The organism is Polaromonas sp. 39-63-25 (genome assembly GCF_002278925.1).
Classification (GTDB): domain Bacteria; phylum Pseudomonadota; class Gammaproteobacteria; order Burkholderiales; family Burkholderiaceae_C; genus Polaromonas.
The window spans coordinates 1-12764 of the sequence record NZ_NCJH01000020.1 but is presented as its reverse complement, the minus strand read 5'-3'; the positions used below and the strand labels follow the sequence as shown (position 1 = coordinate 12764).

General features: G+C 64.8%; 17 protein-coding genes. 9 read left to right on the top strand and 8 right to left on the bottom strand.

What is annotated here, in order from left to right; translation table 11 throughout:
* Window positions 1-25: 25 nt before the first annotated feature.
* Genes gatC through gatB form a run of 3 tightly spaced genes read left to right on the top strand, consistent with a single transcriptional unit; the run spans window position 26 to window position 3339 of the window.
* Window positions 26-325: an Asp-tRNA(Asn)/Glu-tRNA(Gln) amidotransferase subunit GatC gene (gene gatC / locus B7X65_RS19205; protein ID WP_293595898.1), complete on the top strand. Its 300-nt coding sequence runs from the start codon at window positions 26-28 to the stop codon at window positions 323-325.
* Window positions 322-1827 carry an Asp-tRNA(Asn)/Glu-tRNA(Gln) amidotransferase subunit GatA gene (gene gatA / locus B7X65_RS19200; RefSeq protein WP_293595897.1) on the top strand — a complete coding sequence of 502 codons (1506 nt, stop codon included), beginning with the start codon at window positions 322-324 and terminating at the stop codon, window positions 1825-1827. Before gatC ends, gatA begins: the two co-directional genes overlap by 4 nt.
* A 12-nt stretch (window positions 1828-1839) precedes the next feature.
* Window positions 1840-3339, top strand: coding sequence for an Asp-tRNA(Asn)/Glu-tRNA(Gln) amidotransferase subunit GatB (gatB, locus tag B7X65_RS19195; RefSeq protein WP_293595896.1), 1500 nt, complete (start codon window positions 1840-1842; stop codon window positions 3337-3339).
* A gap of 91 nt (window positions 3340-3430) precedes the next feature.
* On the opposite strand, the gene B7X65_RS19190 is transcribed toward gatB, so the two are convergent.
* Window positions 3431-4102 (bottom strand): DUF4124 domain-containing protein, encoded by a 672-nt coding sequence (locus tag B7X65_RS19190; protein ID WP_324504108.1) that lies wholly within the window; start codon window positions 4100-4102, stop codon window positions 3431-3433.
* Window positions 4103-4116: 14 nt separating this feature from the next.
* Entirely contained in the window at window positions 4117-4866 is a 750-nt protein-coding gene (pyrE, locus tag B7X65_RS19185; protein ID WP_293595929.1) for an orotate phosphoribosyltransferase, read from the bottom strand.
* A 28-nt stretch (window positions 4867-4894) separates the two neighbouring features.
* Between pyrE and B7X65_RS19180 the strand changes: the two genes are divergently transcribed.
* Together B7X65_RS19180 and B7X65_RS19175 are read left to right on the top strand one after the other, a co-directional pair.
* Entirely contained in the window at window positions 4895-5773 is an 879-nt protein-coding gene (locus B7X65_RS19180; RefSeq protein ID WP_293595895.1) for an exodeoxyribonuclease III, read from the top strand.
* Window positions 5774-5891: 118 nt separating this feature from the next.
* Window positions 5892-6347 (top strand): response regulator transcription factor, encoded by a 456-nt coding sequence (locus B7X65_RS19175; protein ID WP_293595894.1) that lies wholly within the window; start codon window positions 5892-5894, stop codon window positions 6345-6347.
* Window positions 6348-6389: 42 nt separating this feature from the next.
* On the opposite strand, the gene B7X65_RS19170 is transcribed toward B7X65_RS19175, so the two are convergent.
* Genes B7X65_RS19170 through B7X65_RS19160 form a run of 3 tightly spaced genes read right to left on the bottom strand, consistent with a single transcriptional unit; the run spans window position 6390 to window position 8880 of the window.
* Window positions 6390-7808: a sensor histidine kinase gene (locus tag B7X65_RS19170; RefSeq protein ID WP_293595893.1), complete on the bottom strand. Its 1419-nt coding sequence runs from the start codon at window positions 7806-7808 to the stop codon at window positions 6390-6392.
* Window positions 7805-8467, bottom strand: coding sequence for a response regulator transcription factor (locus B7X65_RS19165; protein ID WP_293595892.1), 663 nt, complete (start codon window positions 8465-8467; stop codon window positions 7805-7807). Before B7X65_RS19165 ends, B7X65_RS19170 begins: the two co-directional genes overlap by 4 nt.
* A gap of 17 nt (window positions 8468-8484) precedes the next feature.
* Window positions 8485-8880, bottom strand: coding sequence for a PepSY domain-containing protein (locus B7X65_RS19160; RefSeq protein ID WP_293595891.1), 396 nt, complete (start codon window positions 8878-8880; stop codon window positions 8485-8487).
* 131 nt (window positions 8881-9011) lie between these two features.
* Between B7X65_RS19160 and B7X65_RS19155 the strand changes: the two genes are divergently transcribed.
* From B7X65_RS19155 to B7X65_RS19140, 4 genes are read left to right on the top strand one after another with little or no spacing between them, the layout of a single operon-like run.
* Entirely contained in the window at window positions 9012-9431 is a 420-nt protein-coding gene (locus B7X65_RS19155) for a DUF1924 domain-containing protein (RefSeq protein ID WP_293595890.1), read from the top strand.
* A 35-nt stretch (window positions 9432-9466) separates the two neighbouring features.
* On the top strand, window positions 9467-9985 hold the full coding sequence (locus B7X65_RS19150; RefSeq protein WP_293595889.1) for a diheme cytochrome c: 519 nt from the start codon (window positions 9467-9469) through the stop codon (window positions 9983-9985).
* A 10-nt stretch (window positions 9986-9995) separates the two neighbouring features.
* Window positions 9996-10739 (top strand): cytochrome b/b6 domain-containing protein, encoded by a 744-nt coding sequence (locus tag B7X65_RS19145; protein WP_293595888.1) that lies wholly within the window; start codon window positions 9996-9998, stop codon window positions 10737-10739.
* Window positions 10740-10780: 41 nt separating this feature from the next.
* Window positions 10781-10945: a rubredoxin gene (locus B7X65_RS19140; RefSeq protein ID WP_293595887.1), complete on the top strand. Its 165-nt coding sequence runs from the start codon at window positions 10781-10783 to the stop codon at window positions 10943-10945.
* Window positions 10946-11180: 235 nt separating this feature from the next.
* Here the strand turns inward: B7X65_RS19140 and B7X65_RS19135 are convergent, their stop codons facing one another.
* The 3 genes from B7X65_RS19135 to B7X65_RS19125 form a co-directional block, all read right to left on the bottom strand.
* The gene (locus B7X65_RS19135) at window positions 11181-11909 is read right to left on the bottom strand and encodes a GntR family transcriptional regulator (protein ID WP_293595886.1); all 729 of its coding nucleotides are present in this window, start codon (window positions 11907-11909) and stop codon (window positions 11181-11183) included.
* Between the two features lie 9 nt (window positions 11910-11918).
* Window positions 11919-12587 (bottom strand): cysteine hydrolase, encoded by a 669-nt coding sequence (locus B7X65_RS19130; RefSeq protein WP_293595885.1) that lies wholly within the window; start codon window positions 12585-12587, stop codon window positions 11919-11921.
* Window positions 12578-12764 (bottom strand): hypothetical protein (locus B7X65_RS19125; RefSeq protein WP_293595884.1); only part of this gene is annotated, 187 nt, incomplete at its 5' end. The genes B7X65_RS19125 and B7X65_RS19130, both read right to left, overlap by 10 nt.

The following is a 12764-nucleotide window of genomic DNA, read 5'->3' as shown; positions in this document are numbered from 1 at the left end:
CCTGGTTTCAGCCCCTGTTTTTCCCATGGCATTGACATCCCAAGACATATCACGCGTCGCCAACCTGGCGAGGCTGGAGTTGCGCCCCGACGAGACCGAGCACACGCTCAGGCAGCTCAACGGTTTTTTTGCCCTCGTCGAACAGATGGACGCCGTCAACACGGAAGGTGTTGAACCGCTGGCCCATCCTGCCGCGGTCCTGGGCCAGGTGGCCCTCAGGCTGCGCGATGACGTCGTGACCGAAACCAACCAGCGCGAGGAAAGCCAGAAAAGCGCCCCCGCTGTCGAGCGGGGCCTGTTTTTGGTGCCAAAGGTGATCGAATGAGCCATACCGATTTGCATGATTTGAGCGTGGCCCAACTCGCGGCCAAGCTCGCAGCGCGCGAGGTGTCCAGCGTCGAGCTGACGCAACACTTCCTGGCCCGTATCGACAACCATGCCGGCCTGGGCGCTTTCCTGGCCACCGACGGCGAGGTGTCGCTGACCCAGGCCCGGGCGGCCGACGCGCGCCTGGCCGCCGGCGAACGCACGCCCCTGCTGGGTGTGCCGCTGGCGCACAAGGATATTTTTGTCACGCGCGACTTCCCGACCACGGCCGGCTCGAAGATGCTCGCCAACTACCGCAGCCCGTTCGACGCCACCGTGGTGGCCCGGCTCGGCGTGAGCAGCGGCGCCGGCATGGTGAGCCTGGGCAAGCTCAACTGCGATGAGTTCGCCATGGGGTCGGGCAACGACAACAGCGCCTGGAAACCCGTGCAGAACCCCTGGGACACCAGCCGCGTGCCGGGCGGTTCCTCGGGCGGCTCGGCCGCGGCCGTGGCGGCGCGGCTGGTGCCGGCGGCCACCGGCACCGACACCGGCGGCTCCATCCGCCAGCCGGCCGCGCTGACCGGTATCACCGGCATCAAGCCGACCTATGGCCGCTGTTCGCGTTACGGCATGGTGGCCTTTGCCTCCAGCCTGGACCAGGCCGGACCGATGGCACGCAGCGCGCTCGACTGCGCCCTGCTGCTGTCCAGCATGGCCGGGCCCGACCCGGACCGCGACTCCACCTCGCTGGACCTGCCGGCGCTCGACTATGCTACCGATTTGATAGCCGTCAGCGCAGCAACGACGGACGCTACACCCCTGAAAGGCTTGAGGATCGGCCTGCCGGCCCAGTTTTTCGGCGCCGGCTGCTCGGCCGACGTGCTCAAGGCCGTGCGCAGCGCGCTGGCCGAGTTCGAGAAGCTGGGCGCAACGCTGGTGGACGTGAGCCTGCCGCTGACCGAGCTGTCGATCCCGGTGTATTACGTGATCGCCCCGGCCGAGGCCAGCAGCAACCTGAGCCGTTTTGACGGTGTGCGTTATGGCCACCGTGCCGCGCACTACACCGACCTGACCGACATGTACAAGAAGTCGCGTTCCGAAGGTTTTGGCGACGAGGTCACACGCCGCATCATGATCGGCACCTATGTGCTGTCGCACGGTTATTACGACGCCTACTACCTGAAGGCGCAGAAAATCCGCCGCCTGATCGCCGAGGATTTCCAGAAGGCCTTTGCGCAGTGCGACATCATTGCCGGGCCGGTGTCGCCCACGGTGGCCTGGAAGATCGGCGAAAAATCCGACGATCCGGTCGCCAACTACCTGGCCGACATCTACACCCTGTCGTCCAGCCTGGCGGGCCTGCCCGGCATGAGTGTGCCGGCCGGTTTCGGCGAAGGCGGCATGCCTGTCGGCCTGCAGCTGATCGGCAACTATTTCAAGGAAGCGCAGCTGCTGGGCACGGCGCACCAGTTCCAGCTCGCGACCGACTGGCACCTGCGCCAGCCCACAGGCATTTGAGTGATTGCGACCATGAGCCAGACCCCACCCCCCGTGAACTCCTTCGCCCAGATGCAGGCCGGCCGGCCCACCGGGCCCCTGGTGCAGGGTTATGAAGTCATCATCGGCTTCGAGACCCACACCCAGCTGACCACCCAATCGAAAATTTTCAGCCGGGCCTCGACAGCGTTTGGCGCCGAACCGAACACGCAGGCCTCGGCGGTGGACTTTGCACTGCCCGGCGCGCTGCCGGTGATGAACAAGGGCGCGGTGCAACGCGCCATCGAATTCGGCCTGGCCGTCAACGCGCATATTGCCGAAAGCAGCGTGTTCGCGCGCAAGAACTATTTCTACCCCGACCTGCCCAAGGGTTACCAGATCAGCCAGTTCGAGATCCCGGTGGTGCAAGGCGGCACGGTGGAATTTTTCCTCGGCGACGAGAAAAAAACCGTGCGTCTGGTGCGCGCCCACCTGGAGGAAGACGCAGGCAAGTCGCTGCATGAAGACTTCATCGGCATGAGCGGCATTGACCTGAACCGCGCCGGCACGCCGCTGCTGGAGATCGTGACCGAGCCCGACATGCGTTCGTCTGCGGAAGCCGTGGCTTACGCCAAAGAGCTGCACAAAATCGTGACCTGGATCGGCATCTGCGACGGCAACATGCAGGAAGGCAGCTTCCGCTGCGACGCCAACGTCTCGGTGCGCAAGCCCGGCGCCGAGCTCGGCACACGCCGCGAGATCAAGAACCTGAACAGCTTCAAGTTCATGCAGCAGGCGATTGACTATGAAGTGCGCTGGCAGATCGAACAACTCGAGGACGGCCATGCGATCCAGCAGGCCACCGTGCTGTTTGACCCGGACACCGGTGAAACGCGTTCCATGCGCACCAAGGAAGACGCGGCGGACTACCGCTACTTTCCCGACCCCGATCTGCCGCCGCTGGTGATTTCGCGCGAGTGGGTGGAGAAGACCCGCGCCGAAATGAGTGAACTGCCGCGCGTGATGGCGCAGCGGTTTGTAAGCGACTACAGCCTGCCCGAGTACGACGCCGGCCAGTTGACGCAAAGCAAGGCTGTTGCCGCCTATTTCGAGGGCGTGGCGGCTGCCAGCCAACAACCCAAGCTGGCCAGCAACTGGGTCATGGGCGAGCTGTCACGCCGCCTGAATACCGAAGACAAGGGGATCGAGCTTTCGAGTGTCAGCGCACAACAACTGGGCCAACTGATCTCGCGCATTGCCGATGGCACGATTTCCAACAACGCCGCGAGGCAGGTGTTCGACGCCCTCTGGACCGGCGAAGGCAGTGACGTTGACGCCATCATCGAGGCCAAAGGCCTCAAGCAGATGAGCGACACCGGTGAGCTCGAAAAAATCATTGATGACGTGCTGGCCGCCAATACGAAGAACGTCGAGGAAGTCCGCGCCGGCAACGCCAAGGCCTTCAACGCCCTGGTCGGCCAGGCCATGAAAGCCACCAGGGGCAAGGCCAACCCCGCCCAGGTCAATGAACTGCTGAAGAAAAAGCTGGGCTGAAACGCGGCGGGATCAACGGCAAGTTGCTACCAAAAAAGTAGCAAATTACGCAATACCGACGGGGGCTAAAGGCCTTTTTTCACCTGAATTTTTACTTCCTGCCGGTGGGCGCTGCCGCTGCGGCAGGCACCGCACCGCCCATCGCCCACAGCTGGTTGAGCTTGACCAGTTCTTCGTCGAAACGCATGTTGACGCGTTTTTTCTCCGCATCCTGGTCGGCGATAAAACGTTTCTGCACCGCCACGCTGCTGTCGTTTTCCTCGAGCCGGCGCTTGAGCGAGGCCGGCGCCTTGGCCGGATCGGATTTGTAAAACTCGAAGTCGGCATCGATGGCCTTGCGCTGGCCGGCCAGTTCGGTGGTTCGCTTGCTGGCGGCCTTGATGACCACATCGATCTGGTCCAGCGCCTCGGCGCGCTCCTTGTCGTGCACGGCCCGGCTCGGGTAACGCAGCAACAGGGCCCGGTCGCGGCGCTTTTCCTCCGCCTCGCGGGCCCGCACTTCGGCGGCCGCCTTGTCTTTCTGTTCCTGCGCGGCCCTCTCCTGCGCGGTCAGGGAAGGCCCGACGACACGTTTGACGGTGCCCGAAGGATTGATTTCCCGCTGCGGGCGGTCAATACATTCGGCAATCGGACGGTCGGCGGTGATCTTGCGGCCCTTGCCATCGACACAGCTGTAAATGCCCTGAGCCTGGGCAATGCTGCACAGGCAGGCCCCCAGCGCGACCCAGGCCAGCGCGGTCATCGTCTGAACATGCATTTGCATCACCGGGAAAGTCCTTAATCCACGCCGTAGCGCTGTCGGTAGGCCAGCACATGCTGGTAATGGGTCTGAAGCGAATCGCCGGAGGCCAGTTGCGCAGCGTCTGGCAGGGCGCGACTCGCCTCAGACAGATACTGCAGCAAGTCGGTCAAACGGGCAATCGCGAAAACGTGCAGCCCTAGCTGATTGGTAACATATTGCACCGCGCTGTAGTCGACGTCCTGGCCATTTTCCATGGCCTTTTCCTGCCGGTCCAGCGCGATGGCTACCGCGTGGGGGGTCGCCCCGGCGGCCCGGATAATGGCGATCGACTCGCGCGTGGCGGTGCCGGCGGAAATCACGTCGTCGATGATCAGCACCCGCCCCCTGACCGGCGCGCCGACGAGTGTGCCGCCTTCGCCGTGGTCCTTGGCTTCCTTGCGGTTGTAGGCAAAGGGCACGTTGCGGCCCAGCCGGGCGAGTTCCACCGCCACCGCTGCCGCAAGCGGGATGCCCTTGTAGGCCGGGCCAAAAATCATGTCGAACTGCAAGCCGCGCGTTTTCTCTTCGAGCAGCAGGCCGCGCGCATAAAATTGCGCGAGCCGGCCCAGTTTGGCACCGTCGTCAAACAGCCCCGCATTGAAAAAGTAGGGGCTCAGGCGGCCAGCCTTGGTCTTGAACTCGCCAAAACGCAGCACGCCAGCCTCGATGGCAAACTGCACGAATTCCTGCGCCAAGTCATGACTTTCAGCGGTCTGGCTGCTGTTGTCCTGTTTTTGCCCCGGCATTCCCGTTGTCATGCTCATTGGAAGTCCCATGTTTAAATTAACCAGCCTGAATCTCAATGGCATCCGTTCCGCAGCCAGCAAGGGACTGCAGGAATGGGTGGGCCAGACCCAACCGGATTGTATTTGCGTGCAGGAACTCAAGGCCCAGGCGGCTGACGTGGCCGGCCGCTTCGAGGAAATCGCCGGGCTCAAGGGCCACTTTCACTTCGCCGAGAAAAAGGGTTATTCCGGCGTCGCCATCTACACCCGTCATGAGCCCAGCGATGTGATCACAGGCTACGGCTCGCATGAGTTCGACGCCGAAGGCCGTTATGTGGAGCTGCGCTTCGACCGCCCCGGCCGCAAGCAGGCACCCAAACTGTCCATCATCAGCTGCTACTTTCCAAGTGGATCTTCTGGCGAGGAGCGGCAGGCGGCCAAGTTCCGCTTTCTCGCGGAGTTCTACCCTTACCTTGCAAGCCTGAAGGAAACGCGCGACTTCGTGCTGTGCGGCGACATCAACATTGCGCACCAGGAGATCGACCTGAAAAACTTCAAGGGCAACAAGAAGAACAGCGGCTTTCTGCCCGAAGAGCGCGCCTGGATGACCGAATTGCTGCGCGATGCCGAAGTGGCCGAAGAAGCACTTGAAGAGATGACCGGGGGCACCGGCCAGCCGGCGCTGAAAGCAGTGCGCGGCGGGGGCATGGTCGATGTGTACCGCAAGCTGCAGCCTACGGCCACCGATGAGGCCTACACCTGGTGGAGCAACCGCGGCCAGGCCTATGCAAAAAACGTGGGCTGGCGGCTCGACTATCACCTGGCCACGCCGGCCGTGGCGGCCCTGGCCCAAAGCGAAACGATTTACAGAACCCAGCGGTTTTCCGACCACGCGCCGATCACGGTCGACTACCGGCTGCAGCTTTAGAACGGTTCCGTCATACGGATCCACAGAACTAGGCCAGAGATGGCCATCCGGGAGAACAGGGCAACTATTGAGCGGGTCCTCACTGGATTGGTATTTTCCCTTCCGCGGAAAGTACCCCATGACCACCGACCCCACACCACCGCCCCTGGAGGCTGAGGCGCCCCCCGTTCAGGAGGAGCCGGCAGCGGCCCTGCCTGCCGTCCTGGTGGTCGAGGACGACGAGTCCATCGCGTACCTGCTGGTCTTCATGCTGGAGCGGGAGGGTTTCAAAGTCCACCTGTGCCAGGATGGCCGACAGGCCAGAAAATACGTGGAGGAAAACGCCTCCACGGATATCGTGGTCCTCGATATTGCGCTGCCCTACCTCGACGGCTTCGGCCTGATTCGGGTGATGCGCGACAGGATTGCATGGGAATCAACCCCCATCATCATGTTGACCGCCAAAGCCCAGGAGCAGGACGTTGCAAAAGCACTTCGTGCCGGCGCGAACGACTACCTGCTCAAGCCCTTCCACCCGGCAGACCTGCTGGCGCGCGTCCATAAACTCTGCAGACGCGAAACACCGGAGAGCTGAAACGGGAGAATGCTTGCGGCAACCCGGTCTGGCACAGGAACGTCAGGCGGGTTGTTGCGGACCTGTGGCCGGCAGGCGCAAGGTGGCACGCAGCCCACCCCCCGCGGCTGGCTGCAGGGTGAGATCCCCTCCGTACAAGCCAACCAGGTCCTGCACAATGGCCAGGCCCAGCCCCGTACCGGGAACCGACTCGTCCAGACGCACGCCTCGGGCACCCACTGAAGCAAGATGTGCGGCGTCAATTCCGGGCCCATCGTCCTCGATATGGACCTGCAACTGAAGAGGCTGGGCGCCGGCCAGAGGTCGGACGGCAATCGTCACGCTTGAACGTGCCCATTTGCAGGCGTTGTCCAGCAGATTGCCCAGCATTTCCTGCAAATCCTGCTCCTCACCGGCAAAGAACAGCGGCGCGCCATCCGCTTGCACGGTGATGGCGATGCCTTTTTCGGCGTGGACCCGCTCCATGACCCGCACCAGTCCGGCCAGCACCGGCCCGACCGCGGTGCGCTGGCCGGGCAGGCGCTGGGTGGCGGCCACGCGCGCGCGGGCCAGGTGCCAGTCGATGTGGCGGCGTGACAGCCCCACCTGCTCCTTCACCAGCCGGGCCAGCTCGCTGTCGTGCATCGCCAAGGTCCCCGCCGCGGCCTGGTCCAGCACCGACAGCGGCGTCTTGAGTGCATGGGCCAGGTTGCCCGCCTGGGTGCGCGCGCGCGTCACCACCTCGGTGTTGCGGTCGAGCACATCGTTGAAATCGTCGATCAGGGGCTGCACTTCGGTGGGGAAACGCCCCTGCAGGCGCTGCGTCCGCCCTTCATGCACATCGGCCAGCGCGCGCTGCATGGCGCGCAGGGGGGACAGTCCCACTGCCACCTGCGCCAGCGCCGCCAGCACGAGCAGCACCAGCAGCACCAGCAGCGATGCTGCCATCACCCCGTTGAAGCTGTCCACGGCCCCAGTGACTTCCTGCATGTCGGCCGCGGCCACGATGCGCCAGCGGGCATCGGGTTGTTCGGCGATGCTTACCTTGCGCTCGAGGATCAGCAGCGGGGCGTCCAGCGGGCCCTTGCCCTGGTGCACATGCACCGCGCCGTCGGCCAGTTCGTCGGCGAGGAGCGGCAGGCTGGTGTCCCACAGCGAGCGCGAGCGCAACACGCCCACGCGGGACAGACCATCGGCGGTGGTGCGGTCCAGCTGCCAGTACAGTCCCGAATAGGGTTTTTGCCAGCGCGGGTCGGACAGGGTCTGGGGGTCGATCAGCGGCTGGCCGGCGGCATCAAATTCGAGCCGGGCGGTGACCTGGTCGAGCTGTTGCGTCAGGGCAGCCTCGAACTGCCGCATCACGTGGTCGCGAAACAGGCCGCTGAGCAGCACGCCCGCGAGCAGCAGCGCCAGCGCCAGTGCCACCAGCGTCGCGGCCAACAGCCGCAAACGCAGGGACGTGGCCCGGCGCCAGAGGTTCATGGCGGCGGCACCAGCCGGTAACCCAGCCCGCGCACCGTTTCGATCAGTTCGGGCGGCAGCTTGCGGCGCAGGCGGCCCACGAAGACCTCGATGGTGTTGGAGTCGCGCTCGAAATCCTGGGCGTAAATGTGTTCGGTGAGTTCGGTGCGCGACACCACGGCGCCCGGACGGTGCATCAGGTAATCGAGCACCTTGTACTCATGGCTGGTCAGGCTCACGGGCTGGCCGGCCAGCGTGACGCGGCCGCTGCGTGTGTCCAGCGCCAGCGCGCCGCACTGCAGCACCGCAGAGGCCAGGCCGCTGGCGCGGCGGATCAGCGCGCGTACACGTGCCAGCAGCTCTTCCATGTGAAAAGGTTTGGTGAGGTAGTCATCGGCCCCGGCGTCGATGCCGGCCACCTTTTCGTTCCAGTTGTCGCGCGCCGTCAGGATCAGCACCGGCATGGCCCGTCCGCCGTCGCGCCAGCGCTTGAGCACGGTCAGGCCATCGAGCACCGGCAGGCCCAGGTCGAGCACCACGGCATCGAAGGCTTCGGTGTCTCCCAGGAAGTGGGCATCGCGGCCATTGTCGGCCTCGTCCACCGCATAGCCGGCTTCCACCAGGCCGGCACGCAGCTGGGCACGCAGCGTGGGTTCGTCTTCAACCAGGAGGATGCGCATGGGCTGGCAGCGGGGTGTCAGGGACGTGCGTCACGGCCGTTGCGGCGCTCGTCGCTTTTGCTGTTGCCCTTGCCGGGCAACAGGACGGCGGTCCGGGCATCCAGCTTGAGCTTGACCAGCTCGCCCTGCGGCTGCAGCAACTTGACTTCGTAGATCCAGCGGCCTTCCTCCTGCTCCAGTTCGACTTCCATGACCTGGCCCGGGTGCTCGCGCTCCAGCCGCTCCAGCACGCTGCGCAGCGGCAACACCTGGCCGGCCTGAACCGCCTGGCGCGCACGGTTGTGGTCATCCTTGCTGCCCGACCAGGCCGGCTGCAGCCCCAGGCTGCCAATCAGCAGCGCCAGCACCCACAACCCGCCCGGCCGCGAACGGCGGCGTTTGCCGGTAAAGAGGGAAGGCTGGACGGAGGTCATGGCGTGATTGTCCTGCACACATTGTGAACCGCAGATGAACGACGCCTTCAGGAAGGGTTCAAGCGCCTTCGCCAAAACTACCTCCCATCTCCTGCAAGAGTCCATCCCACCCGAAACGCAGAAAGCCCAGCATGACCTTGATCCGCAGCTTCTTTCCCGCAGCCGCCCTATTTGCCGCGCTGGCCGGTGCACTGCTGCCCGCCACCAGCCAGGCGGCCGACACCTCGCCCGCAGAGCAGCTCCGCCACTGGAGCGTCCAGGCCGGGACCCCGGGCAATGCCGACAAAGGCCGGGTATTTTTTACCACCAAACACGGCGGCGAATGGTCCTGCGCCTCATGCCACGGCACGCCACCTACGGCGCAGGGCAAACATGCCAGTACCGGCAAGTCGATAACACCGCTGGCCCCGGCGTTCAACCCCAAAGCCTTCACCGACACCGCCAAGGTGGACAAGTGGTTCCGCCGCAACTGCAAGGATGTGCTGAGCCGCGAATGCAACGCTGGCGAAAAGGCCGACGTGCTGGCCTATCTCAACAGCCTCAAGCCCTGAGCTGAGCCATGCCGTTCACCCACCGGAGTTTCTTCATGAACACCCACCCCGCCGTCCGCTCCCTGTTGATCGCCGCCACCCTGGGCATCACTGCGCTGCCCGCCCTGGTCCGGGCCGACAGCAGCCGCTTGCTGCCGGGCAACGTGCCTGCGGCCTACACCCAGGAGTGCGCCGCCTGCCATACCGCCTATCCACCGGGCATGCTTCCTGCCCGCTCCTGGGAACGCATCATGACCGGCCTGGACAAGCACTACGGCACGGACGCCTCGCTGGACGCGGCCACGGTGCAACAGCTGAGCAGCTGGCTGAAGGTCAACGCGGGCACCTACAAACGCGTGGCGGAAGAGCCGCCGCAAGACCGCATTACCCGCTCGGCCTGGTTTGAACACAAACACCGCAAGGTCGACGCCGCCGTCTGGAAACACGCCAGTGTCAAAAGCGCAGCCAACTGCGCGGCCTGCCACACCGCGGCCGACAAGGGCGACTACAACGACGACAACATCCGCTTCCCGGCCGGGCTCGACGCCCGTTACCGCCGGGCCTGGAACGACTAGGAGAACCACCATGCATGCCAACCCCTCCATCAACACCCCCGCACCGGCCCCGCACGCCGCTACCGCGCCAAGCCGCCGGGTGACCGACGCGCCCACGCGCATGTTCCACTGGCTGTTTGCGCTGAGCTTTCTGGGCGCCTACGTGACCGCTGACGGCGAAAGCTGGCGGCTGCTGCATGTCACGCTCGGCTACACCATGGCCGGCCTGCTGGTGTTTCGTGTGCTTTATGGCCTGCTGGGTCCGCGCCAGGCGGGCCTGGGCCTGATGTGGCGCAAGCTGGCCGGCGCGCCGGCCTGGCTGCGCTCGCTCACGCAAAGCCGGTCGCTGGCCGACGTCAATTGGCGCCAGGGCCAGAACCTGCTGATGGCGCTGGCCGTGGTGGCCCTGCTGCTGATGGTGGTGCCGCTGACGCTCAGCGGTTATGCCACCTACAACGACTGGGGTGACTTTCTCGGCGGCGACTGGCTGGAAGAGGTTCACGAGTTTTTCGGAGAAGCGTTTCTGTTCGTCGTTCTGGCCCACCTGGCGCTGATCGCAGGCCTGAGCCTGCTGCGGCGCAAAAACCAGGCCCTGCCCATGCTGACCGGCCGGATCGACGGCAAGGGGCCGGATCTGGTGCAGAAAAACCGCGTCTGGCTGGCCGCCTTGCTGCTGCTCGCCGTGCTGGCCTTCGGTGCGTGGGAGTGGCAGCAATCACCGAACGGCCTGATTTCCACCAACCCGGCAGGCAGCCGGGCACACGATGACGACTGACAAACCGGCGTCCGGCTCCCATCATCTTCAGTGAGGAATTCATGAACGTCTACATGTGCGTCGTCTGCGGTTTTATCTATGACGAAGCGGCCGGCCGGCCCGAAGACGGCATCGCCCCGGGAACGCCCTGGGCCGCGGTGCCCGCAGGCTGGGCCTGTCCGGAATGCAATGTCGGCAAGGCCGACTTCACCATGGTGCTGATCTGAACACCTCACGGTTAAGCGGCGGACCACCCCGCCATGTCCGATGAGCAGCGGGTGTCGGGCGTACTCCGGCTGCTCGGCTTGGCGGCGGTGGCGCCGTGACGTCGTGCCGCGCCCTGGAGCCGTTGTCAGAAGACGGCATGCCGCCGTCTCTGGATGCTATGAATACATGAGCTGATAACGCACGCCCCATCAGGGCTTGAGTCGATTTTCTCTCATGGTTTTCGGGCGAATATGCCTACCGCGCCGCCTGGCCCAGCTGGCGTGCCAGGTGCACCTGATGCAGCGTGATCTTGCGCACCTCGGCCTGGCTGGCCTGGATGTGGGCGCGCAGCAGCAGGGCTGCCTGGTCGCCGCGCCTGCGCTGGATCGCCTTGAGGATCTTGGCGTGTTCCTCGTAGGTGGCGTCGATGCGCGGCTGCTTGGTGAAGTCGAGCCGGCGGATCACGCGTATGCGTTCGGTCACGTCGCGGTGCACACGGGCCATCTCTGCATTGCCGGCCGCCGCCACCAGCGCGCAGTGAAAGGCCTCGTCCCATTGCGCAACCTGCACGGTGTCGCTGCTGCGCTGCTCGGGGCTGACCAGCCAAATCGCGACCAGATCGTCCAGCAGCGCCGGGTTGACCTTCAGGGCATCTTCACACAGGCGATGCGCGGCAGTGGTTTCCAGCACCATGCGCAGGTCATACAGTTCTTCGAACTGGTTGAAGTCAAAGGGCAACACGCGCCAGCCGCTGCGAAACAGCACCTCGACAAAACCTTCATGCTGCAGCCGAAACAGCGCCTGGCGCACCGGCGTGCGCGACACGCCCAGACGTTCGCTGATTTCGGTTTCGGTGAAGCGGTCGCCCGGCACCAGCTTGAATTCGGACACATCGCGCTTGAGCTGTTCGTACACCTCGTCGGCGCGCGAGCGGTGGGCGGGGGCCTCGGCAAGGGCAGGCAAAGGACGGGCAGCGGTGTGCATGGCGGAACTCTAGCAGTCTTGCAGCAAAGGCAGCAGCTGGTCGCTGGCAGCGGTCCAGCCGACGATGGCACCCTGCGCCCGCATCATCTCCACCGCCGCCGCCTTGAACGCCGGGAAGTAACTCTCGGTGCAGTCTTCCAGCAGCAGGCTGTCGTAGCCCCGGTCGTTGGCTTCGCGCATGGAGGTCTGCACACACACCTCGGTGGTGACCCCCATGAACAGCAGGTGCGTGATGCCTTCCTGCTGCAGCAGCTCGTGCAGCGGTGTGGCGTAGAACGCGCCCTTGCCCGGCTTGTCGATGACGATCTCGCCCGGCAGCGGTGCCAGCGCGGCAATGATCTGGTTGCCGGGCTCGCCGGCGATCAGGATGCGGCCCATCGCGCCCATGTCGCCGATGCGCAGCGAAGGATTGCCCCGGTTGCGCTTGGCAGGCGGGCAATCGGCCAGGTCGGCCCGGTGCGCTTCCCGGGTGTGCACCACGAGGCCGCCGGCGCCGCGCCAGGCTTCGAGCACCGCCTGACAAGCCGGCACGATAGCCTGCAGCAGAGAGACATCGTTGCCCAGCGTCTCGCCAAAACCACCGGGCTCGATGAAGTCGCGCTGCATGTCGATGATGACGAGGGCGGTGGACTTCAGCTCGAAGTTGTAGGGGAAGGGTTGGGCTTGGTCTAGTTGCATGGTGGTTTTTGGTGGCTCATGCGGGTCTTGCGGCAGCGCGTATCAACGCCATTGCCAGTACTTGCGATTGAGGTGCTTCCAGCAAGCCGGGGGTTGCCCGGCGGCAACTCACTTTTCTTTTGCGTCGCCAAAAGAAAAGTAAGCAAAAGAAAAGGCGACCCTGCTGTCTGCGTCCCT